The sequence below is a fragment of the Arthrobacter sp. P1_C12_2 genome (genome assembly GCF_056406415.1).
In genome coordinates this window covers 106,597-127,801 of the sequence record NZ_JBFUAF010000008.1, presented here as the reverse complement: position 1 = coordinate 127,801, position 21,205 = coordinate 106,597, and the positions used below count along the sequence as shown (strand labels likewise).

21 protein-coding genes are annotated in these 21,205 nt (G+C 67.3%); 5 read left to right on the top strand and 16 right to left on the bottom strand.

Annotated features, from left to right (window positions below; all coding sequences use genetic code 11):
* The first annotated feature begins 21 nt into the window (after positions 1-21).
* Positions 22-417: an ArsR/SmtB family transcription factor gene (locus tag AC1DZQ_RS10865; RefSeq protein ID WP_476963547.1), complete on the top strand. Its 396-nt coding sequence runs from the start codon at positions 22-24 to the stop codon at positions 415-417.
* Complete coding sequence (locus AC1DZQ_RS10860) at positions 414-2,111, top strand: SulP family inorganic anion transporter (protein WP_476963546.1); 1,698 nt, start codon at positions 414-416, stop codon at positions 2,109-2,111. The genes AC1DZQ_RS10865 and AC1DZQ_RS10860 overlap by 4 nt, the downstream gene beginning before the upstream one ends.
* Here AC1DZQ_RS10860 and AC1DZQ_RS10855 read toward each other — a convergent pair.
* The 5 genes from AC1DZQ_RS10855 to AC1DZQ_RS10835 all read right to left on the bottom strand — a co-directional run bounded on the left by AC1DZQ_RS10855 (position 2,101) and on the right by AC1DZQ_RS10835 (position 7,182).
* On the bottom strand, positions 2,101-2,325 hold the full coding sequence (locus AC1DZQ_RS10855) for a DUF3188 domain-containing protein (RefSeq protein ID WP_476963545.1): 225 nt from the start codon (positions 2,323-2,325) through the stop codon (positions 2,101-2,103). The two genes, AC1DZQ_RS10860 and AC1DZQ_RS10855, sit on opposite strands and share 11 nt — an antisense overlap.
* Positions 2,326-2,478: 153 nt before the next feature.
* Positions 2,479-3,423 (bottom strand): DUF2797 domain-containing protein, encoded by a 945-nt coding sequence (locus AC1DZQ_RS10850; RefSeq protein WP_476963544.1) that lies wholly within the window; start codon positions 3,421-3,423, stop codon positions 2,479-2,481.
* A gap of 26 nt (positions 3,424-3,449) precedes the next feature.
* Positions 3,450-4,313, bottom strand: coding sequence for an HpcH/HpaI aldolase/citrate lyase family protein (locus tag AC1DZQ_RS10845; RefSeq protein ID WP_476963543.1), 864 nt, complete (start codon positions 4,311-4,313; stop codon positions 3,450-3,452).
* Positions 4,314-4,483: 170 nt separating this feature from the next.
* Complete coding sequence (locus AC1DZQ_RS10840; protein ID WP_476963542.1) at positions 4,484-5,479, bottom strand: aldo/keto reductase; 996 nt, start codon at positions 5,477-5,479, stop codon at positions 4,484-4,486.
* On the bottom strand, positions 5,476-7,182 hold the full coding sequence (locus tag AC1DZQ_RS10835; RefSeq protein ID WP_476963541.1) for a glycoside hydrolase family 13 protein: 1,707 nt from the start codon (positions 7,180-7,182) through the stop codon (positions 5,476-5,478). Before AC1DZQ_RS10835 ends, AC1DZQ_RS10840 begins: the two co-directional genes overlap by 4 nt.
* A gap of 103 nt (positions 7,183-7,285) precedes the next feature.
* Between AC1DZQ_RS10835 and AC1DZQ_RS10830 the strand changes: the two genes are divergently transcribed.
* Positions 7,286-8,467: an ROK family protein gene (locus AC1DZQ_RS10830; RefSeq protein ID WP_476963540.1), complete on the top strand. Its 1,182-nt coding sequence runs from the start codon at positions 7,286-7,288 to the stop codon at positions 8,465-8,467.
* A 32-nt stretch (positions 8,468-8,499) separates the two neighbouring features.
* Here the strand turns inward: AC1DZQ_RS10830 and AC1DZQ_RS10825 are convergent, their stop codons facing one another.
* The 4 genes from AC1DZQ_RS10825 to AC1DZQ_RS10810 form a co-directional block, all read right to left on the bottom strand.
* A complete protein-coding gene (locus AC1DZQ_RS10825; protein ID WP_476963539.1) occupies positions 8,500-9,159 on the bottom strand; it encodes an NAD(P)H-binding protein in 660 nt (219 codons plus the stop codon).
* Positions 9,156-9,956, bottom strand: coding sequence for a membrane protein insertase YidC (gene yidC / locus AC1DZQ_RS10820; RefSeq protein ID WP_476963538.1), 801 nt, complete (start codon positions 9,954-9,956; stop codon positions 9,156-9,158). The genes AC1DZQ_RS10825 and yidC overlap by 4 nt, the downstream gene beginning before the upstream one ends.
* Positions 9,957-10,066: 110 nt before the next feature.
* Positions 10,067-11,476, bottom strand: coding sequence for a sensor histidine kinase (locus AC1DZQ_RS10815; protein ID WP_476963537.1), 1,410 nt, complete (start codon positions 11,474-11,476; stop codon positions 10,067-10,069).
* Complete coding sequence (locus AC1DZQ_RS10810) at positions 11,473-12,156, bottom strand: response regulator transcription factor (protein WP_476963536.1); 684 nt, start codon at positions 12,154-12,156, stop codon at positions 11,473-11,475. The genes AC1DZQ_RS10815 and AC1DZQ_RS10810 overlap by 4 nt, the downstream gene beginning before the upstream one ends.
* A gap of 132 nt (positions 12,157-12,288) precedes the next feature.
* Between AC1DZQ_RS10810 and AC1DZQ_RS10805 the strand changes: the two genes are divergently transcribed.
* Positions 12,289-12,714 carry a hypothetical protein gene (locus AC1DZQ_RS10805; protein WP_476963535.1) on the top strand — a complete coding sequence of 142 codons (426 nt, stop codon included), beginning with the start codon at positions 12,289-12,291 and terminating at the stop codon, positions 12,712-12,714.
* Between the two features lie 327 nt (positions 12,715-13,041).
* Here AC1DZQ_RS10805 and AC1DZQ_RS10800 read toward each other — a convergent pair whose 3' ends face one another.
* The 7 genes from AC1DZQ_RS10800 to AC1DZQ_RS10770 all read right to left on the bottom strand — a co-directional run bounded on the left by AC1DZQ_RS10800 (position 13,042) and on the right by AC1DZQ_RS10770 (position 19,860).
* Complete coding sequence (locus AC1DZQ_RS10800) at positions 13,042-13,422, bottom strand: RidA family protein (RefSeq protein WP_476963534.1); 381 nt, start codon at positions 13,420-13,422, stop codon at positions 13,042-13,044.
* Positions 13,423-13,483: 61 nt separating this feature from the next.
* The gene (locus AC1DZQ_RS10795) at positions 13,484-14,596 is read right to left on the bottom strand and encodes an alanine racemase (RefSeq protein ID WP_476963533.1); all 1,113 of its coding nucleotides are present in this window, start codon (positions 14,594-14,596) and stop codon (positions 13,484-13,486) included.
* A complete protein-coding gene (locus tag AC1DZQ_RS10790; protein WP_476963532.1) occupies positions 14,590-15,306 on the bottom strand; it encodes an SDR family oxidoreductase in 717 nt (238 codons plus the stop codon). Before AC1DZQ_RS10790 ends, AC1DZQ_RS10795 begins: the two co-directional genes overlap by 7 nt.
* Positions 15,303-16,379, bottom strand: coding sequence for a tartrate dehydrogenase (locus AC1DZQ_RS10785; RefSeq protein WP_476963531.1), 1,077 nt, complete (start codon positions 16,377-16,379; stop codon positions 15,303-15,305). The genes AC1DZQ_RS10790 and AC1DZQ_RS10785 overlap by 4 nt, the downstream gene beginning before the upstream one ends.
* Positions 16,376-17,869, bottom strand: coding sequence for an aldehyde dehydrogenase family protein (locus AC1DZQ_RS10780; protein WP_476963530.1), 1,494 nt, complete (start codon positions 17,867-17,869; stop codon positions 16,376-16,378). The genes AC1DZQ_RS10785 and AC1DZQ_RS10780 overlap by 4 nt, the downstream gene beginning before the upstream one ends.
* Before the next feature lie 8 nt (positions 17,870-17,877).
* A complete protein-coding gene (locus AC1DZQ_RS10775) occupies positions 17,878-19,155 on the bottom strand; it encodes an NAD(P)/FAD-dependent oxidoreductase (protein WP_476963529.1) in 1,278 nt (425 codons plus the stop codon).
* A 30-nt stretch (positions 19,156-19,185) separates the two neighbouring features.
* Complete coding sequence (locus tag AC1DZQ_RS10770; RefSeq protein WP_476963528.1) at positions 19,186-19,860, bottom strand: haloacid dehalogenase type II; 675 nt, start codon at positions 19,858-19,860, stop codon at positions 19,186-19,188.
* Between the two features lie 403 nt (positions 19,861-20,263).
* Here AC1DZQ_RS10770 and AC1DZQ_RS10765 point away from each other — a divergent pair, with 403 nt between their 5' ends.
* Positions 20,264-21,193 (top strand): ABC transporter substrate-binding protein, encoded by a 930-nt coding sequence (locus tag AC1DZQ_RS10765; RefSeq protein WP_476963527.1) that lies wholly within the window; start codon positions 20,264-20,266, stop codon positions 21,191-21,193.
* Positions 21,194-21,205: the final 12 nt, after the last annotated feature.

The window sequence follows — 21,205 nt, the reverse complement described above, 5'->3', positions numbered from 1 at the left end:
TGCCATGATCTTCCTACGCCCATGATTTCCGCCGCGCAGACCCCGCTGTACGAAATCAAGGCCAACCTGTTCAAGGCCCTCGCCCACCCGGCCCGCATCCGGATCCTCGAGCTTCTGGCCGCTGCACCGGACACGGCAGCCCCGGTCAGCTATCTGCTCGCCGAGACGGGCTTGGAGGCCTCGCATCTGTCCCAGCATCTGGGGACGCTGCGCCGGCACGGGGTGGTGACGTCCGTCCGGACGGCGAACGTGGTGACCTACCGGCTGGCCCATCCCAAGATCTCTGAGCTGCTCGCGATCGCCCGGGTCTTCCTGTTGGACACCCTGGCCGGTTCCAGCGAACAGCTCCGGATAGCTCAGGAGCTTCCCGCCAGCCACCTCGAGCGTGCGGGCGACGCCGACCGCGCCGAACCGTGAGCGCGGACCACGCACCAAACCCGGCCCCGACATCACACACGGCACGGGGACGCCTCGCCCGGTTTGTGCCGTCCCGCCGCGACTACGAGCTCTTACGGTTTGCCTGGAAGACGGATCTATTCGCCGGCATCACGGTGGGCATTGTGGCGCTCCCCCTGGCGCTGGCCTTCGGGGTGAGTTCCGGAGTCGGGGCGGAGGCCGGACTCATCACCGCGGTGGTAGCAGGACTGGTCGCCGCGGTCATGGGCGGATCCAACGTCCAGGTTTCGGGCCCGACCGGTGCCATGGTGGTGGTCCTGGCCCCGGTGGTCGCCGCCCACGGAGTCGGCAGCATTGCCCTGGTCTCGGTACTGGCCGGGCTGCTCGTCGTGATCCTGGGAGCTAGCGGGCTGGGCCGGGCCATCGCGTTCATCCCCTGGCCGGTCGTGGAGGGTTTCACGCTCGGCATCGCCGCCATCATCTTCCTCCAGCAGATTCCCCTGGCAACGGGCACCGCGGGAACGCCGGGCCACAACACACTCCTGGCCGCCATCGAGAGCGCGTCGCAGGCCACCATGCCGACCGTGCTGCAGACCCTCGCCGTGGTAGCATGCGTCGCGGCTCTGATGTACCTGCTGCCCAGGCTCAACAAGTCCCTGCCCGCGAGCCTGATCGCGGTATTGCTCACCACCGTGGCGTCAGAGCTGCTGGCGCTGGACATACCCCGGATCGGCGCACTTCCGCACTCCCTGCCGGCGCCCTCCATGCCTTTTGCGGATCCGGCCACACTGGGCGGACTGCTGATGCCTGCTGTCTCCATCGCGACGCTCGCCGCCATCGAATCCCTGCTCTCGGCCCGGGTGGCCGCCGGCATGGTAGGTCCCGACGGCCGTCCGTCGGGCCCGTACAGCCCGGACCGGGAGCTCACCGGGCAGGGGCTGGCCTCGATCGCCGCAGGATTCTTCGGCGGCATGCCCGCCACGGGTGCGATCGCCCGGACCGCCGTGAACGTCCGTTCCGGGGCCAAGACCCGGCTCTCCGCTGTGGTGCACGCCCTGGTGCTGCTGGCCATCATCTACCTGGCGGCGGGGCTCGTGGGCAGGATTCCACTGGCGGCCCTGGCCGGCATCCTCATGGTCACGGCCACCCGCATGGTCTCGCGGCACACGGTGACAGCGATCCTCCGGTCCACCCGGGCCGACGCCGCGGTGTTCGTGATCACGGCCATCATCACCGTCGCCTTCGACCTCATTGTGGCCATCCAGATCGGGATCGCCGCGGCAGCCGTGTTCACCCTGCGGACGTTCGCGTCCCTGAGCGGGGTCCGACGCGAGGATATCCCCGGGGCGCCGGTCCCGGGAGACCAGCACATCGCCATTTTCCGGCTGGACGGGGCCATGTTCTTCGGCGCCGCGGAGCGGGTCCTGCAGGAGATCAGCCAGGTCAAGGACGTCCAGGTGGCCATCATCCGGCTGTCCCAGCTGCGGATGCTGGATGCCACGGGCGCCCATATGCTCGTCGAGGTGATCTCCGCGCTGGAGCTGCGCGGCGTCACGGTCCTGCTGAAGGGCGTCCAGCCGCAGCATCTGGAGCTCGTGACCAACGTGGGGGTTATCCGCTCACTGCGGCATCACAAGCACCTGTTCACGTCCCTTCCGGACGCCGTGGAGCATGCCCGGAGCCATGTGGTGCGGAACGCGACCGCTAGCGCTTGAGGTTCTTCCGGATCGCCTGGCCGCGGACCACAAGCCCGGCAATGTGCAGGATCAGGCCCAGCCCGATCACCGCCAGTGAGGCGAGGGCAAGGGCGTGGTTGCCGGTGCTGTTGCCCACCACGCTGAGGACGATGCCGAGGGCGATCAGGCCCATGGCGCTGAAGACGAGCACCTTGTAGGTGGTTGACGCGGTGGCCCAGAATTCATTCAGCACCGTGCCAGTCTACCGGGCACGTCGGAACAGCCGCGCGGCGCAAAATTCCTGGCGACACTCAAATTACCTGGCGACGCCGGAATACGGGCGCGTCCGGTATTTTGCGCGTCGCGGGGCAATTTCAGCCTCAGATTTCAGCCTCAGATTTCAGCCTCAGAACAGGGATTCCTGCACGGCCGGGACGTCCGAGCCGTGGTCACCGAGTTCGATCACCCGGGCCTTGAGCTGCGCCAGGTTCACCACGAATTCCAGTCCGCTGCCATCCAGCCCCGCGAGCGCAATGCTGCCGCTTAGCGAGTCGATCCGGAACCCGTGCGTCCCGGTCCCCAGGTCGTGGGGGTAGGCATGCCGGGCCGCCTGGGCGCAGGCCTTGGCGGAGAGCTCCGGCCGGAGCCACCGCTCGTCCACCACCGCGAAGCCCTCCCCGCCGGCTCCGGCGAGCAGGGCCCGGGCCTCCCCCGCCAGCCGCCCGTTCAGGGCGTCGAGTTCGGCGGCGGCTGCCGGGGCGACGAGCGCAGCCGCCTTGGCGGCCGCGCGGACCTGCTGCGGCAGCCCGGCGTCGCGCGTGATCATGTCCTCAAGGAGGCGGACCACCCGGCCGTCCCCGGCGCGGGCAACGTACCGGGCGACGACGGCGCCCTGCTCCGCGAGCCGGTTCCATTTGCGCAGGTGGGACGCGGTGCCGACCTTGCTGGCCCCGTTGGCGAAGGTGGCGACGTATAGCCAGTGCGGCTGCATCAGGTACGCCCGCAGGCCCGGCGGGACCCGGCCGCCGCGGTGGAAGTCGTGGATCAGCCGGGAATCGTCCAGCACAAAGCACCGCTCGCACTGGCTGCCCTTGGCTGCGGCAGCCCGGGCGGGGCACAGGACGTGGTCCCTGTCCGCGGGTCCGTGCACCTGGTGGTGCCCGAGGCAGTGTTTCCCCGTGGCGGCGAGCCGGAAACCGAGGCGGGTGCCGGCGTCGAGCGTCAGTTCGGTGAGGGTGCCGTCAGGGTCCTGCAGGCGCATCACCGGGGGCACGCCGCCGGGCCCCGGGGCGGGCACGGGCGCCGGACCATCCCAAAAGACCCCGTGAACCAGATAGCGGGTATCGGTCACGGGGTCTCCTGAAGTGGTGTGGGCGGCTACAGTGCCGGCTGCACGCCAAAGGCTACCGCGAGCTTCATGATCTTTTCGGCGCGGCCCAGGCGCGGCAGGTCGGAACCGTCGCGGATGACGCGGCCGCTGGCTTCGAAGTCGGCCATGAAGTCCGTGGCCCACGCGACGTCGGACGGCGTGGGGCTGATGACCTCGTTGATGACCGGCGTCTGGTCGATTGCGAGGCAGAGCTTCCCGGTCATCCCCATCATCACGGTGATGCCGGTCTGTTCGCGCAGAATCGGGTGGTTTGTACCGACGGTGGGGCCGTCGATGGGGCCGGGCAGGTTGCCGACGCGGCTGGCCACAACCAGCTTGGCGCGGGGGTAGGCCATGGCTTCCGCGGTGGCCGCCATGCCGGTGTCGCGGCGGAAGTCGCCCGAGCCGAAGGCCAGGCGGAAGGCGCCCTGGGCCTTGGCGATGTTGTTGGCTTCCTCGATCCCGACAGCGGACTCGACCAGGGGGATCACCGGGGTCTTGCCGTCCATCCGGTGGAAGCTCTCCGTGACTTGGTCGGCCGATTCGGTTTTGGCCAGCATGATGCCCAGCAGGCCGGGGGTGCCGCGCAGGCCGGCAAGGTCGTCGGCCCAGAACGGGCTGGTGGCGTCGTTGATCCGGACCCACGCGCTGCCGCCGGCGGTCAGCCAGTTCACGACGTTGGCGCGGGCGGTGTCCTTCTGGGACGGGTCCACCGCGTCTTCGATGTCGAGGATGATCGCATCGGCCCGGGAGACGGCGGACTGGTCGAAGAGGTCGGTCTTCATCGCGTTAACCAGCAGCCAGGAGCGGGCGATTTCGGCCGGGATGTTGCGTTGGGGCCGAAGTGATTCGGCGGTGGTCATAGAGGTCATGCATCTACGCTAGCCGCCCGGGGGCACTTGCCGCTAAGCGATCCGGTTCTCAGCGGCGACCATTACGACCAAAATCACGTCCCTGCCCAACTAGCTGGCAGCAGGGGCCGTTCTCAGCGCTCAAAACGGCCTCAGCTGCCAGCTAGTTGGGTGGGGCGGGACGGGGCGGGCTAGGGGATGTTGCTCCCCCTGGCCGCGACCCAGAGGCCGTACCACTCGGCCCGGGTCATCGCGGCGGCGGCCTCGGCAGCACCGGCGCAGGCGAGGATCCTGTCCGGGTTCGCCGTGCCGATCACGGGCGCAATCCCGGCAGGGTGCTTCATGAGCCAGCCCAGCACGATCGCCTCCCCCGTGGTCCCCTTCTCGGCGGCCAGTGCGGCCACGAGGGCGGTGGCGGCCTCCTCGGCCGGCGTCCGCACGGCCGCGGGCGCCCCGGTATACAGGCCGCGGGCCAGCGACCCGTACGCCTGCAGCCGGATGCCGTTCCGGACGCAATGCTCCACGGTGCCGTGCGGGAAGCTGTAGTCCGTGCCCTCGGCATGGTTGACCAGCACCGTGCTTTCGAGCCAGGCCCGCTTCAGCAGGCTCATTTCGAGCTGGTTGCCGACCACGGGCACCTCGAGCCGGTCCTGCAGCATCTCGATCTGCGGGCCCGACATGTTGGACACGCCCACGGCCCGCACCTTGCCCTCGGCCATGAGCTGCCCGACGGCGGAGGCCACCTCCGCCGGGTCCATCAGGGGATCGGGGCGGTGCAGCATGAGCACGTCGACGTAGTCCGTCCGGAGCCGGGCCAGGCTTTCGTTGACCCGGCCCAGGATGCCGTCCCGGCTGAGGTCGTAGTAGGCCTCCAGGCCCTGCTCGCCCAGCCGGATGCCGCACTTGGTCTGCAGCCGGATCTTCTCCCGCAGCCCGGGGGTCCGGGCCAGGACCTCGCCGAAGACGGCTTCGGCCTTGCCGTTGGTGTAGATGTCCGCGTGGTCAAAGAGCGTGATGCCCGCGCTCATGGCGGCATCGACGGCGGCGGCCGCCTCGTCCACGTGCGCGGACGAGTACGGCTCGGCCGACCAGTTGCCGCCCAGGCCCATGCAGCCGTAGACGAGTTCCTGGGGAAGGTTCCCGTCCTGGGCGGGCGTGCCGGACGTGTCCTTCGGTGCGGGGCTCACCGCAGCCAGACGGTGGTGTTGGCCGGCAGCTGTCCGCCATCCAGCGGGCCGCTGCTGACCAGCACGTCGCCGGCCGGCAGGTCAACCGGGGCATCGCCGAAGTTGGTCACCGTCTGCCAGCCGCCGGGACGGCTGAAGCGCAGGACGTCGGCGCTGCCGGATTCCTGCCACTGCAGTTCCTCCGAGGTCTGCAGTTCGCGGCGCAGCTTCAGGGCGTTGCGGTAGAGCTCGAGGGTGGAGCCTTCCACGCCGTCCTGGGCGGCCACGGCGTAGCGGCTGAACCAGGCCGGCTGGGGCAGGTGTGCCCCGCCGTCGCCGAAGCCGAATGAGGTGCCCTCCGGTGCCCACGGCAGCGGCACGCGGCAGCCGTCGCGGCCGATCTCCACGCCCTTGTTCCGGAAGAAGGTGGGGTCCTGGCGCTCGGCGTCGGGGATCTCGGCGACTTCCTGCAGGCCCAGTTCCTCGCCCTGGTACAGGTAGGCCGATCCCGGCAGGGCCAGCATCAGCAAGGTGGCGGCGCGGGCCCGGCGCAGGCCGAGCTCGACGTCGAGCTCCTCGACGGGGGCGCCGGCCAGCAGCCAGCCCTTGCCGTCCTGGCCCTGGGCGTGCCTGCCGCCGCCCTGGGGCAGGCCGTAGCGGGTGGCGTGGCGGACGACGTCGTGGTTGGAGAAGACCCAGGTGGAGGAGGCGCCGGATTCCGTGGCCTCGGCGAGGTTCCGGGCGATGATTTCGCGGAACTCGCCGGCGTCGAAGTCCGCCTGCAGGAGGTCGAAGTTGAACGCCTGGCCCAGGCCCTCCGGGCTGGCGTAGCGGGCGCGGCGGGTAGCGTGCACCCAGGCCTCGGCGACGGCGGTGCGCGGCGGGTTGTACTCGTTGAACACCTCGCGCCATTCGGCGTAGATCTCGTGGACTTCGTCGCGGTCCCAGAACGGGTGCGAGCCGTCCGGGAAGCCGTCCGTGCCGGTGTTGGCGGCGCTGAGCTCCACCTTGGAGATCAGCGGCTCGGTGAGGTCCTTGGTCAGCGCATGGGCGACGTCGACGCGGAAGCCGTCCACGCCGCGGTCGGACCAGAAGCGGAGCGTCTTGAGGAAGTCGTCACGGATTTCGCGGTTGGCCCAGTTCAGGTCCGGCTGTTCCTTGGCGAAGATGTGCATGTACCACTGGCCGGGCGTGCCGTCGGGCTCGGTCATGCGCTCCCAGGCGGGGCCGCCGAAGACGGACTCCCAGTCCGACGGCGCGAGCTCGCCGTTTTCGCCAAGGCCGTCGCGGAAGATGTAGCGCTCGCGGGCGGCGGAGCCGCGCGGGGAGGCCAACGCCTCCTGGAACCACTCGTGCCGGTTCGAGGAGTGGTTGGGGACGATGTCGGCGATGAGTTTGATGCCGGCGGCGTGCAGCGCGGCGGACATCTCGTCAAAGTCCGCCAGGGTGCCGAGCTTGGGGTCCACGTCGCGGTAGTCGTCGACGTCGTAGCCGCCGTCGGCCAGCGCCGAGGGGTAGAACGGGGAGAGCCAGACGGCGTCGATCCCGAGTTCCTTCAGGTACGGGACCTTGGCGGTGATGCCCTTGATATCGCCCAGGCCGTCACCGTTGGAGTCCGAAAAGCTCCGCGGGTAGATCTGGTACACCGAGGCCTGGCGCCACCAGTTGGGGTCGGCGGCGAGGTCGGAACCGGACAGGGTTGCCAGCGTGGCGGTGTTGGTCAAAGGAGGTTCCTTCGGGTCTGGGAGGGCTTCTGGTAATTTAGATACAAGCTAAATATATTGCCTGAACAATTATGGGTCCGGGGACAGAAGAGGTCAAGAAGTGATGCCGCACGCAGCCGCCGCCACGCCGCAGCTGCTGCGCCGCGTCAACGCCCAGGCCGTGCTCCGCCACATCCGCGGCGCCGATGTTGCCACCGGAACCGAGCTGATGGCGCTGACCGGACTGACCCGGGCCTCGGTGATTGCCGTCTGCGAGGACCTGATCAGCCGGGGCTGGATCGTGGAGCTGGACCAGCCCCGCGCCGACCCCGCCAATCCGCGGAAGGGCCGGCCGGCCCGGCGCTTTGCCTTCAACCGGGAGGCGGGCTTCGTGCTGGGCCTGGACATCGGTGCCGCGACCACCACCGCCGCCGTGGCCGACCTCCGCGGCACGGTGATCGGCCGTTCCAGCGGAAGCTTCCGCGCGGCGGACATCCCCGCGCAGGAGCGGATCGGCGTCGTCGATCTCGCCTGCCGCCAGGCACTGGAAGCCGCGGGAGCGGACCCGGGCAGGGTCCTGGCCGTCGGCGCCGGGATCGCCGCGCCGGTGGACCGCGACGGCAACGTTCTGGTGACGCAGCGGTTTTGGAGCCTGTTCGACGTCGGGCTCCGCTCGGCGCTGAAGGAACTGCACGGCTGGACGGTGCTCCTGGAGAACGACGCCAACCTGGCCGCGCTCGGTGAGCGCTGGCGCGGGTCCGGCGTGGGCGTGGATGATCTGGTGGTGCTCCTGGCGGGCGAACGCCTGGGCGCCGGCGTGATGGAATCCGGACGCCTGCTCCACGGCCGCGGCGGGGCCGCCGGCGAGATGGGCTATCTGGACATGGTGGAGGGCGTGGGCTCCAGCGACGGCATCGCGGCTCTCGTCAGGCAGTGGTCCGCGGCAGGCGGCGGACCCTCCGCCGGTGGTCCCGCCAGCGCACCGCGGGTCTTCTCGGACGCGGCGGCCGGAGATTCTGCGGCATTGGCGATCCTGGACCGGATTTCGGAGCGCATGGCGCGGGTCATCGCCTCGATCGCGAGCCTGATCAACCCCGAGCAGGTGGTGATCGGCGGCGCCGTCGCCGAGTCCGCCGGCGCGCTCCTGCCGGGCATCACAGCGCTGCTCCCCCGCTTCACCGCGACTCCCCCGCGGGTGACGGTCTCACCGCTGGGCGACGCGATCGTCACGGCGGGGGCGGTCCGACACGCCCTGGACTACGTCGAGGCGAATGCCCTGGAGCTGGCCCTGCCCACCCCGGCCTGACGGGTCGAGTCCAGCGGGCCTAGCCCACAGGGTCAGTCCAACGGTTCCAGTGCTGCCGCGAGCGGGAGCGTGCCGTCCCGGAACTCAATGGTGCGCCCGATCGTGCCCGGCAGCCCGAGGACCGCCGCCGCCACCAGGGCGACGTTGGCGCGGGCGGTTTCGGTGCCGTCCGACGTGTCCGCGGGGTCGACGTCGATCATCCCGTTGCCGGGTCCTGCGGTCAGCGTGCCGGGCCCCAGGACGGTCCAGTCCAGGCCCGAGCCGCGCAGGTAGGTGTCCGCAGCGGCCTTGGCCTCGGCGTAGGCGAAGAAGCCGTTGTCCGCGGGGACCCCGTGGTCCGGTCCCGCGCCGAAATAGGACACCATGACGTACCTGCTGACGCCCGCTTCCGCCGCGGCGTCCATCGAACGGATCGCGGCGTCGCGGTCCACGGCGTAGGTCCGCTCGGAGCTGCCGCCGCCGGCCCCGGCAGACCACACCAGGGCGTCGTGTCCGCGGAGGGCTCCGGCGATCTGCGCCGTCGTCGAGTTCTCCACATCCAGCAGCGCCGGCGTGGCGCCGGTGGCCGCGACGTCGGCCGCATGGTCCGGGTTGCGGATGAAGGAGGTGACCCCGTGCCCTTCCGCTGCGAGGATCCTGGACAGTTCCAAAGCCACCTTGCCGTGGCCGCCGATGATTGCGATGCGCGTCATGGACCTATTCTGTCCCACCGGACAGCGAACTGCTGCCCCATGGTCCACAGGTTGGTGGTGGTCCAGTAGATCAGGACGCCGATCGGGAACACGATCCCGCCCACGCCGAAGACGACCGGCAGGCTGTACAACAGCACTTTTTGCTGGGCCATAAGCGGAGTCGCCACAGTCTCGGCGGACAAACCCCTGGCCATGATCTGCCTCTGCGTGATGAGCTGCGAGGCCGTCATGGCCAGGATCATCACAACGGAGAGGACCCACACCGAGAGTTGACTGCCGCCGGCGCCGTGGAGCAGCGAGGCCGAGAGCGGGGCACCGAAAATCGTGGACTGGTCGAACTGCACAACCTGCTCGGCGCTCATCGCCCCGATACCTCCGCCCTGGCCGGCCGCGGCGCTGATGCCGGACAGCACCTGGAACAGCGCGAAGAAGAAGGGCATCTGGATCAGCATGGGCAGGCAGGCCGAGAACGGGTTGGTGCCGTGCGCCTTGTAGAGGGCCATCTGTTCCTGCGCCATGGCCTGGCGGGAGAGCGGATCGGTCTTGCCCCTGTACTTGTCCTGGAGCTTCTTCAGGTCCGGCTGCAACCGCCTCATGCGCTGCTGGACGTTGACCTGCTTGAGAAACACCGGGATCAGGGCGGCGCGGATGACCAGCACGAGCCCGATGATGGACAGCGTCCACGTCCAGCCGCTGGCCGCCGGCATGCCGATGGCGCTGAGTCCGTCATGGAAGCCCGCCATCATGGCTGACACCAGCCATTTGAACGGGGCCATGATGGTGCCAAGAAGGTCCACTGATATCCCCAACCGTCAGATGCTGCAAAGCTACGGTGAGGCTACACCGTGGCGGGCTTGAAGAGACCATCCCTTGCCTTCGACGATGAACGCCATCGGCGAAGAGTTGGTCATTTTTGGGCGGATCTGAAGTGCACGCAGGCGTCCAGGCCGGTGGTGCCCGCTGCGGGTCCGGAGGTCCTGGGGGTGAGTGATGCTTCTGCCCCGCTGGCCCGGGCCAGTTGGTGCACGATGGACAAGCCGAGGCCGCTGCCCTCGCCGCCGTTGGTGCCGCGCCAGAAGCGGCCAAATGCCCGGTCGCAGTCCTCGGGCGAGAGTCCCGGGCCTTCGTCCAAAATGTGCAGTTCGACGGTGCCTGGCTGTTCACCGTGGGAGACCACCAGCTGGATCAGCGATCCCGGCGGCGCGACGGCCAGGGCGTTGTCGATCAGATTGTCGATGATTTGCTCGGCGGCCCCAGGCAGGACCAAGATGTACGCGGCCGGCGGGCCGTCCAGGCTTAGGCGCACGCCCGTCTCCTCCGCGAGGGCCTCCCATTGTTCCTTGCGCGCCTTGGCTGTCTGGACTAGGTCCGTGGTGACCGGCGCGGCGGGGCTGCCTTCGGCTTTGCTGAGCACCAGCAGTCCGTCGATGATGCGCTGCAGCCGGTAGGTCTCCTCCAGCGACGCGGCCACCATGGTCCGGCCCGCCTCCGGGTCGGCAGGGATCGTGTCGTGAGCGTTCTCGAGCCTGAGCCGCAGCCCCGTCAGCGGGGTGCGGAGCTGGTGGGAGGCATCGGAGGCGAAGCCCCGTTGTTGCTCGAGCAGGTGTTTCAGCCGGTCCGCCATGCGGTTGAAGGAACCCGCGAGGGCTTTGATCTCGGGGGCACCCCCTTCGTCGGTACGGGTGTCCAGGTTCCCGTCGGCGAGCAGTTCCGTGGCGTCCCGCAGCCTCTGGAGTCTCCTGGTCACGGCGCCGGCCATGACGTAGGCCAGGATGCCGGCGAGCAGTACCGTGGTTCCGGCGACGGTCCAGATGGTCCGCAGCTGGCCGTTCACCTGCTCGGCCACCACCGATGCCGGGTACGTCAGCCGGACGACGCCGAAAATCTTCTCGCCGCTGAGGACCGGGACGGCGACGTAGAGCAGATCCAGGCCCAACGTCTGGGAATACCGCTGGCCGGCATTGATCTGTCCGGTCAGCGCGGAGGCAATTTCCGGCCGCGAACTGTAGGGCGAACCGGTGGCTGCCTGATCGTCGTCGGAGGTCGCCACGGCCGTCCCGGCGGCGTCGACGATCACCACACGGGCCCCGCCCGCCTCCCCGTACCGGCGCACGTCGGCGGCGACGTCCGGGGGCAGCGGGCCGCCGGCTTTCAAGGCGTCGCCGGCCCTGCCGGCCAGGAGAAACGCGTCGCGCTCAAGGGACGTGGTGAGGCGCTCCCGCTCAACGCGGACCAGATAGTTCCCCAGCGGAATGTCCTGGACGAGGACCACCAGCAAGGTGATGAGCATGAAAGCGCCGATCAGCCTCCATCTCATCCAGGCACCCCGAGCCTGAACCCGACGCCGCGGACGGCCTCGATCCAGCGGGGATCACCGAGCTTCTTGCGGATCCCGGCGATGTGGGCGTCCACGGTCTTCGTGGTGCCGTACCAGTCGCCGTCCCACACCGCGCGCAGGATTTCCCGGCGTTCGAACACCGCGCCGGGGTCCGCGGCCAGGAAATACAGGAGTTCGAACTCCTTAGCCGTCAGATAAACCTCGGCCCCGTCCAGGAACACGCGGCGCGAGCGCTGGTCAATGCTCAGCCCGCCGATGGTCCTGCTGATCTCCGTCCCTGGCCGGCTGTCCGGGAGCCGTTCTTCGGAGCGGCGCGCCACCGCCCGGATCCTGGCGATGAGTTCCCGCATCCCGAACGGCTTGACCAGATAGTCATCGGCGCCCAGTTCCAGCGCCAGCACCCGGTCGATCTCTTCATCCCGGGCACTGACTACGATGATCGGAATCGAGGTCAGCGCGCGAATGGCGCGGCACACATCAGTTCCGTCCATGTCCGGCAGCCCCAGGTCCAAAAGGACGAAATCCGGACCCGACGCGCGGACCACATCCAGGGCCTGGCCGCCCGTTCCGACGTGGCTGGCCCCGAAGCCGGCGCGGCCCAGCCCGTCGAGAACTCCGGCGGCAACTGATTCGTCATCCTCCACTACCAGGATCTGCATACCTGATTATGTTCCCGCCCGCCGCGAATCGCGGCGCAATCCACGCGACTTTGCCGTTCGGGAGCCCAAACTTGGACAAGTCTTGGATTTCCCCAAGACCCGTCCTTTCCGGCGAATTCCTAGGGTGGAGACATGAAAACGAAATCAGTCCTCGTCCTCACTGCAGCCGGCATCCTCCTCACCGGATCCGCGGCCCTCGCGGTGAACGTATCGACCCTGAACGGCTCACCGGCCGGGACAACGAATCCCGCGAACAGCGTCCTTCTGCCGCAGAACTCCACTACCGCCGATTCCTCCTCCCCCACCTCCACGGCCGGCACGCCGCCCGTCGAGGACCGCAGCCCGGCATCCTCGCCGAGTCCGTCCGCCACCCAGGACCGGCGCGGCGTCCCCTCCCCTGTCCCATCGCCCGCCCGTTCCAGCGAACCGGGCGATGACCACGCCGCGGTCCCCGCCCCGGCCCCATCACCCGCCCGTTCCATCGAACCCGGCGACGACCACGGCGGACACGGCGAAAAGGAGCCCGGCGACGACAAGCACAAAGGAAGCGATGACTGACAGTGGGAAGACAGAAAAACCCCCGGAATCTCAGTGCCTCCACCCGGGGGCGGCGCAGAGGGCTGTCGATGGCTTGCAGGCCTGGACATGATTTCTTCGCCCCCTCTAATGGGCAGGTCGGCCCGCAGGGGGCTTCTGGGGCCTCTACTCAAAACGACCAATGGGTTATTGACGGATGCATCAATCGTGTCGGGCTCTCAGGCTACGAGGGCCGGCAGTTGCACAGCCTCTCAGGCGGCCAGCGCCAGCGCACCTTACTGGGCCGAGGCTTCGCTCAGCACGCCGACATACTGACGCCCGCCTCGAGACGCGGACACGGCAGGAGCGTCAGCGGCTCGCGGTGACATCCACTTCAAACCGGCAGTCACGCGCCAGGGCAGCAACACCCACGGTGGCGCGCACCGGTGGATCCACGGGGAAGACTTCGCGGAAGATTTTGTCCATAATTGCAAACTCCCCCAAATCTGTCAGGTACACGACGCACCGCACCACGGAATCCAGCCCAAGGCCCACCGAGTCTAGGAGACCTTCAACGGTGGCGAAGGTGGCGCGGACTTCCGCTTCAAAATCTGCAGGATATGTTTCGGGACGGCCTCCCACGCTGCCTACCTGGCCCGCCAGGAAGACAAGGCCACCGGCTTCCACAACTTGGGAGTAGGACTCATGTCCGGGCTGGACACCATCGAGGGAAGGGATCAGCTTGGGCATTGGGTTCCAATCTGCTGTTTTGGTTGGAGACGCCGCTGTTGGCTGGGTCCGTTGGTCAGGTTCAGGACAGGTGGCCGCGTGCGTCCACCGGCCACCGCTCCGGGGCGGACCCGCCGTTCACCACCACGTATTCGTCGAAGAGGTTTGCCACCGGGCACGCGTGGTTCGGCACCAGTGTCAAGACTTCCCCCACGGGCGGGCGCGGAACGCCGTCGGGAATTGAAAGGTAGCCGTGGTGCTCATTGAGCAACCTCAGCACGCTGCCGGGAATGGACGGGACCAGCCCGAAACCCTTCTCGGGATTGCCTTCCCGGCCAAGGGTCTTGGTTCCGGCGTCGATGATCACCTGGCCGTCCACGGTGGTACTGACCACCGTGGTGGCCACCAGGAGGCCCACGTCCTCCAGACCGCCGCAGGTGCCCATCCGCACGTTGTCGGCGTCGTTGAAGATGTACTCTCCAGGACGCGCCTCCGTCATCGGAGCACGTGAGGAGAGCAGGGCAGTGGGGGTGGACCCGCCGCTGACAGTCTCCGCGGGAATACCGTGCACCGCGAAAGAAGCGATGGCCGCTTCGGCGGCCCGTACCTCGTCGGCTGCTCCCCCGGCGCGCGCCTCTTTGGACTTTCCCGCGTGTCCGGGATACGTGAAGATGCCGGCAACTTCCAGGCCCAGTTCCAGGCAGGCTGCCGCCAGGTCGCCAGCCTCACCGGGCCGGACTCCCGAGCGGCGCGCTCCACTGTCGATCTCCACCAGGACCCGAAGCGGGCGCTCGGAGCCGACGGCGGCCAGGGCCAATTGCTGCGCTGCGGCCACCGAGTCAACCCCGATGGAAAAGCGCGGCACCCTGCGGTGCAGTTCCAGGATCCGTTTGGCGCGCCGCCCCACGCCTGCCCAGATGGTGTACGCGAGGAAGATGTCGTCGAAACCGGCTTCCGCGAAGACCTCGGCTTCACCCACGCTGGACACGGTAATCCCCACCGCACCAGCCGCCAACTGGCGCCTGGCCAGATTGACCGACTTGTGGGACTTCACATGCGGCCGGAGAGTGAGGCCCCTGCCGGAGATCGCGTTTTGCATCCGGTGAATGTTGGCGTCGATGACACAGAGGTCGATGAAGACGGCCGGTGTCTCGATCCCGCTGGGAGGCCCGGGCAGGTGGGGTCCGCTCACCATGGCAGTTGGTTCCTTTCATAGAAGTAGCCTCCTGATGGACCATCCGGGGGCAGCGTGGCAAGCCACACCGGGGTATCGGCACCACGCTCCACCGTGCGGGTGGCCTTCGGGCTCATGTCCGTGCGGGTGTATCCGGGAGATGCGGCATTCACCAGGATCCCCTCCCCACGGACCTCTGCCGCCAGCAGGACAGTCAGCATGTTCAGGGCCGCCTTGGAGATGCGGTACGCCGGCGACTCGTCATCCTCGGTCAGCGTCAGAGATGCCATGTTGCTGGACATGTTCACGATCCGCCCGTAGCCCTGGGCCCGCATGGAAGGCAGCACAGCGCGGACACACTCCCACGCGCCGAACAGGTTGGTGTCCAGGCTGGTCCGCACCGTTTCGAACCGTGGATCCGATGGCCGATGGTCCGGACCGTCAAGAGCTATGCCGGCATTGTTCACCAGCACTTCGATGCTGCCGTGCTCCTGGATGGCAGCGGACACGGCATCCCTGATGGAGCGGCCGTCCGTGACATCCAGTTTGACGGCCGCGGCGCTGCAGCCCAGGTCCCTCAAGTGCTGCGCCGCCCGTTCGCCGCTGTCCCTCGTTCTGGCGCCCATAAGCACATGGTGGCCGCGCTCGGCGAGCTGGCGGGCGATCTCCAGCCCGAGGCCCCGGTTGGCACCTGTGACCAGGGCGACCCTCTCCTGCTGCCGGTCCGTCACGCCGGGCCGTCGTGTGGCAGTATGTCAATGGCCTCCAGGACGGCCTTGATGAACTCCGCCGTGGAGGCCGTGCCGCCCACGTCCCGGGTGCCCGCCCCGTTGCGCAGCGCCGCTTCAAAGGCCAACTGCAGGTGCCTCGCTGCGGCCGGATGGCCCAAATGGTCCAGCATCATCACGCCGGACCAGATCTGCCCCACCGGATTGGCGATCCCCTTCCCGGCAATGTCAGGGGCCGAGCCATGCACTGGTTCGAAGAGCGAGGGAAAGCGCCGCTCGGGGTTGAGGTTGGCGCTGGGCGCCAAACCAATGGAGCCGGTGACGGCGCTGCCCAGGTCCGAGAGGATGTCACCGAACAGGTTGGACGCGACAATGACGTCCAAGGTCCACGGCTTGAGGACCACGTGGGCGGCCAGCGCATCCACTAGCTCAGAACTGAGCACCACGTCCGGGTATTCAGCCACGGTTTCCGCCACCACCTCATCCCAGAACGGCATGGTGTGGATGATGCCGTTGCTCTTGGTGGCGGAGGTCAGCTTTCCCCGCCGGGAGGACGCCAACCGGGCGGCATAATGGGCGGCCCGCGTGATCCCCATCCTGGTGAAGACCGTTTCCTGCACAGCGCTCTCCTGCGGCAGGCCCCGGAACATCCGGCCGCCGACCTCGGAGTACTCGCCCTCATTGTTCTCCCGCACGATCAGGAGATCGATCTGTTCGCTCGAGGCCAGCGGCGACGCGACGCCGTCGAGCGTCTTGACCGGGCGGAGGTTGATGTACTGCTGGAATTCCCGACGGATGGGAATCAGCAGCCCCCAGAGTGTCTCGGCGTCCGGGATGTCCGGGGAACCCACGGCGCCCAGGAAGATGGCCTCATACCCGGCCAGCTGGTCCAGGCCGTCAACGGGCATCATCCGCCCGTGCCGCAGGTAGTACTCCGAGCCCCAGTCGAACGGCACAAAGTCGAAGTCCAGTCCGTGGATCCCGGCGATCTTTTCCAGGCATTCGATGGCTGCCGGCACCACCTCCTGGCCGATCCCGTCGCCGGCAATGACTGCGATGCTGTGGCTGGTGGTCATAGTATGCGCTCCGGGAGGTTGATGATGGTGCTCTTGGGCTCTGTCATTTCCAGGACGGCGTACCGGACGCCCTCCCGGCCGACGCCGGATTTCTTGAAGCCGCCAAATGGCATGGAGTCGATCCGGACATCGCTGGTTTCGTTGATCACCACTGCGCCCACCTCCAGCTTCTCGGCAATTGCCATGGCCTGCTCCACTGACCGGGTGAAGACGCCGGCCTGCAGTCCGTATTCGGTGTTGTTGGCCGCACGGACGGCCTCCCCCACCTCGCGGAACGGGAGGATGCTGACGACGGGGCCGAACACCTCATCCCGGATTACGCGGCAGTGCGTTGGAACGTCAGTGAGGACTGTGGGTTCATAGTGGGCGTTCCGCCGTGTTCCGCCGGTGCGGACGGAGGCGCCGGCGGCCCTGGCTTCATCCACCCAGGCTTCCACGCGTTCCGCTTCGGCCTCTGAGATCAGCGGCCCCACGTCCGTTGCCCTGTCCAACTTGGGCCCGCACTTCAGCCCCTGCGTGCCGGCCGTGACGCGGCGCACCAGCTCTTGATACACCGATTCCTCGGCATAGACGCGCTGTACCGACAGGCAGTTCTGGCCTGCCACGCCGAACGCACCCGCCACGATGGCCTGCGCGGCATGGGCCACATCCGCGTCCGCGCAGACGATCGTGGCGTTGTTGCCGCCCAGCTCCGACACAATCTTCCGCGCACCAGCGGCAGCGGCGATGCGCTCCGCCGTCCCGGGGCCACCCGTGAAGGAGATCAGGTCGATCCCGGGATCCGTGACCAGGGCTTCCGCCACACCCGGTCCGCCCGCCACCACCGCCAGCCTTTCGGCCGGGACACCGGCCTCCAGCAGCAGCTGCACGAATGCCAGGGCGGTCAACGGGGTACGTCCGGACGGTTTAAGAACGACGCCGTTCCCGCCGATGAGGGCAGGGCCCAGCTTGTGTGCCACCAGGTTCAGTGGATCGTTGAAGGGCGTGACCGCCGCGACCACTCCTACGGGTTTACGGCTGTACCAGCCGATCTTGTTCCCGCCTCCGGGGCTGTCTTCAAAATTCAGCGTTTCACCGCTCAATACGCTGGCAGCCGCTGCCGAGAGCCTCAGCGTCTCGGTACAGCGCTGCACTTCACGTTCGGCTTCCCTGATGGTCTTGCTGCTTTCGGAAGCGATGAGCGCAGCGAACCGTGCCGATGCTCGGGCCAGCAGTCGCGCTGCCTTCTCCAGGGCCTCCCGGCGCGATCGCAGCGGCCACTCCTGTGTGAGGTTGGCCCTGATGTAGGCAACTGCCCGGGTGACATCCACCGGCGTCGAAGTGGACACGCAGCCCAGCAGGGCTCCGTCCTCAGGGTTGCGCACCTCCTGTGCCCGGTCCGCGGGCTGCCAGCTGCCCTCCAGGAAAGCGCCGCCCGGGAGGTCCTCCACGGCGGACAGCTTCCGGCTTATGTGCTGGTCTTGGTCGACGGTGCTGAGGTAGGCGGGCATAGGGTTCCTTAGCTGATCCGGTCGATGATTTTTGCCGCTCCGCCGATGAAGGGCAGGAACCAGGGCGGGCCGAAGTGGCCGGGCACTGGCGGGTTCTTCAGGCCCTCCCAGACATTCGCGGACCTGTCTCCGCCCATGTAGCTGGCCATCTTCTTGCCCATGTGCGCGGCCATCTGGACACCATGGCCGCTGTAGCAGAGCGAGTAGAAGAGCCCGTCATGCTGGCCCGCGTGCACCATCTGGTCCATGGACAGATCCACCAGCCCGCCCCACGTGTAGTCCACCTTCGCTGTGGAAAGGTACGGGAACAGCTCCAACATGGCCTTCCGGAGGATCTCACCGCTTTTGACATCCGAGTCCGGGCTGGAGAGCGCGAACCTTGCCCTGCCGCCGAACAGCAGGCGGTTGTCCGGGGTGATCCTGAAGTAGTACGTGAGCATCTTGCTGTCCGAGGCCTGGCGCCTGTTGGGCAGGATCCGGTTGACCAAGTCCTCCGGCAGCGGCTCCGTGACGATGATGAAGCTGCCCACCGGGATCACCCGGCGCTGCAGCCACGGCGTCACCGGGCCCGTGTAGCCGCTGGTGGCAACCAAAACCTGTTTGGCTCGGACAATCCCCCGGGTGGTGTGGACATCGTGGACCGTGCCGGAGACCTTCTTCAGCTCCGTAACCGCAGCGTCCTCGCAAAGGTGTGCGCCGGCGTCGGCCGCGGCACGGGCGAGCCCGTGGACGAACTTACCCACATGGAGCCCCGCACCGAGGGGGTCCAGCATGGCGCCATGGTAGAAATCCGTGCCGATCTCGCTGTGGATCTCCGACTTGGGGATGGTGGTGACGTGGTAGTCGGCCAGGTCCGCCAGCTGCTCCTGGGATTTCAGCATGCCCTCGTAGTGGGACGGGTGAAAGGCGAGCGAAAGCTTGCCGTGCCGCTTGTAGTCGCAGTCAATGGCGTTGTCGTGCACCAGCTTTTCGATGGTGTCGATGGCGTCGTTGTACTCCCGGAACATTTCCACCGCACGGGTACCGCCGTAGCGTTTGACCGCGGTGTTGAATCCGATCGCCAGCCCGGTGGTTGCCATGCCTCCGTTGCGGCCGGACGCGCCCCAGCCCACGGTGTGCCGTTCCAGGACGGCCACGCTGGCCCCCTGCTTGCTGAATTCGAGGGCCGCGGAAAGGCCGGTGAATCCTGCTCCGATGATGGCCACGTCCACTGAGTCCGGGACGGGATTGCGGCGGTAGTCTCCTGACGGTTCCGCGGTGTCCAGCCAGTAGGGAGTGAGTTTCACGGTTGGTTGGCCTTTCGGTTGCCGGAAGTCTTAGAGGCCGAGGAGCTTGTTGAGCTCGTCCAGCGAGTTGACCGTGGTGTAGTTGTACGCCGGGCTGTGCGGATCGTAGCCGCGGTCCAGCATGACCGTGTTGGTGAAGCCGAGGTCATAGGCCGGCATGAGGTCGTAGCGGGTGTGCGAGGAAACGTGCAGTACGTCTTCGGGCGCCGCGTTGAGCTCCCCCAGCATGTACTCAAAGGCTCCGTAGCGCGGCTTGTAGAAGCCGGCCTGTTCAGCCGTGTAGACGGCGTGGAAATCAGCGCCGAGACGGGGAACACTGATGTCGAGGAAGCTGGTGTCCGCGTTGGAGAGGATCACCAGTTTGAAGTTTTCCCCCATGGTCTTCAGGGGTGCCGGTACGTCATCGTGGGCGCCCCAGCTTCGGACGGCATCGCCGAGCTGCTTTCCGGCGTCGGCTGTGCGCTCCAGGCCCCATTTGGTGCAGACGCGGTCATAGGCGTCCTGGAGGACCTGCTCATACGCGTAGTACTCCCCGCAAACCTGGTCGTACCGGTAGTTGCGGAAGTCCCGCATAAAGGCCGGCATCTGCTCCTCAGGGACACGGCCCTGCAGCAGATGCCGGGTGGTGGGCTCGATCTGGTAGTTGATCAGGGTGCCGTAGCAATCGAAGGAGATGTACTCGGGCCGGAATTCGGTGTTAGCCATCGTTCGTCCGTTCACAAGAGGGGTGCCAGGCGGCCAGTGTCAGGCCGGTGGCGGGATGGGAATAGCACGTCCATTGGGGAACCCGTGGCGTTCGTTGGGGCTCCGACGGCTCCGACTCTAGGGCTGGAAATTGTAGATTGTCAACAGTTCCGGGGGAGGAATTACTCTGTGACGCCGTTCACAAAAACATTCACACTTTTTCAGGCAAATTGTCGACAATCTGCAATCTGCATGATTGCATTGCCGGTAGATGCAGCGAGTATCCGGAACCCAACGCATCCACCCGTACAACTTTCGCCAGCGCCAGCCCGGCACCGTCCGCAGGTTCCCCGCCCGGACAGCTGGGCCGCTACTGCACCCGCTTCAGCGCGATCCGCCCTGAAGCCATTTGAAGGGAAGCAACATGAAGGCCAGAAATAAAGTACAGACTGCCGCTGCCGGCCTCGCCGTCCTGGTCGCCCTCAGCGGCTGTGGCGGAACCACCACCGCCAGCACATCATCACCGGACAACTCAAAGACGGCAAACACCACCGACATCTCCGAAGGCGTCCAGCCCGATGAGGCAGCAACGAAGCTGCTTCCCCAGGCCATCAAGGACAAGGGAGAACTGACTGTCGCCATGGACCTGCACTACCCGCCCACCACCTTCCTTGCCGATGACAACACCACCCCGATCGGACTCAACCCCGATATTGCACGGCTGGTGGCCAAGAAGCTCGGACTCAAGCTGAAGTTCGAAAACACGGCTTTCGACACCATCATCCCGGGCATCGACGCAGGCCGGTATGACTTCACTGCCACCACCATGTCCGCCTCCACCGAGCGGCTGAAGGTCCTGGACATGGTCGACTACTTCAGCGACGGCGTCTCCGTGGCCGTCAGCGCGGGCAATCCGCTGAATATCAGCAACGACGACATGTGCGGCAAGAACATCGCCGTCACCAAGGGCTCCAACGCCCAGCTGGTCCACCTGCCCAACGTCTCTGAATGGACCTGCACCTCCAAAGGCAAGCCGGCCATCAATGGAGTGACCCTGCCCAACATCCAGGATGCCCTGACCCAGCTGGCGTCCAAGCGCGTTGACGGCGTCTTCTATGACACCACGGCCCTGGCGTGGGCTGACAAGCAGCAGCCGAACACCTTCCAGGTCCTGACACCGCAGGTGGACACCCGGTCCGTGGACACCGTATCCGTGGGCCTGAAGAAGGGATCCGCCCTGACCCCTGCACTGCAGAAAGCCATCCAGGACGTCCTGGACAGCCCGGAATACAAGAAGTCACTCAGCAACTGGGGACTCACCAACGGGGGCATCACCGAAGCCAAGCTGAACTAGCAGGACCGGCCA

Coding starts and splice junctions, on each gene's coding strand:
- AC1DZQ_RS10865 (WP_476963547.1), top strand. CDS start 22: ATGATTTCCGCCGCGCAGACCCCGCTGTACGAAATCAAGGCCAACCTG.
- AC1DZQ_RS10845 (WP_476963543.1), bottom strand. CDS start 4,313: ATGACCTCTATGACCACCGCCGAATCACTTCGGCCCCAACGCAACATC.
- AC1DZQ_RS10830 (WP_476963540.1), top strand. CDS start 7,286: ATGCCGCACGCAGCCGCCGCCACGCCGCAGCTGCTGCGCCGCGTCAAC.
- AC1DZQ_RS10825 (WP_476963539.1), bottom strand. CDS start 9,159: ATGACGCGCATCGCAATCATCGGCGGCCACGGCAAGGTGGCTTTGGAA.
- AC1DZQ_RS10815 (WP_476963537.1), bottom strand. CDS start 11,476: ATGAGATGGAGGCTGATCGGCGCTTTCATGCTCATCACCTTGCTGGTG.
- AC1DZQ_RS10810 (WP_476963536.1), bottom strand. CDS start 12,156: ATGCAGATCCTGGTAGTGGAGGATGACGAATCAGTTGCCGCCGGAGTT.
- AC1DZQ_RS10805 (WP_476963535.1), top strand. CDS start 12,289: ATGAAAACGAAATCAGTCCTCGTCCTCACTGCAGCCGGCATCCTCCTC.
- AC1DZQ_RS10800 (WP_476963534.1), bottom strand. CDS start 13,422: ATGCCCAAGCTGATCCCTTCCCTCGATGGTGTCCAGCCCGGACATGAG.
- AC1DZQ_RS10795 (WP_476963533.1), bottom strand. CDS start 14,596: ATGGTGAGCGGACCCCACCTGCCCGGGCCTCCCAGCGGGATCGAGACA.
- AC1DZQ_RS10785 (WP_476963531.1), bottom strand. CDS start 16,379: ATGACCACCAGCCACAGCATCGCAGTCATTGCCGGCGACGGGATCGGC.
- AC1DZQ_RS10780 (WP_476963530.1), bottom strand. CDS start 17,869: ATGCCCGCCTACCTCAGCACCGTCGACCAAGACCAGCACATAAGCCGG.
- AC1DZQ_RS10770 (WP_476963528.1), bottom strand. CDS start 19,860: ATGGCTAACACCGAATTCCGGCCCGAGTACATCTCCTTCGATTGCTAC.
- AC1DZQ_RS10765 (WP_476963527.1), top strand. CDS start 20,264: ATGAAGGCCAGAAATAAAGTACAGACTGCCGCTGCCGGCCTCGCCGTC.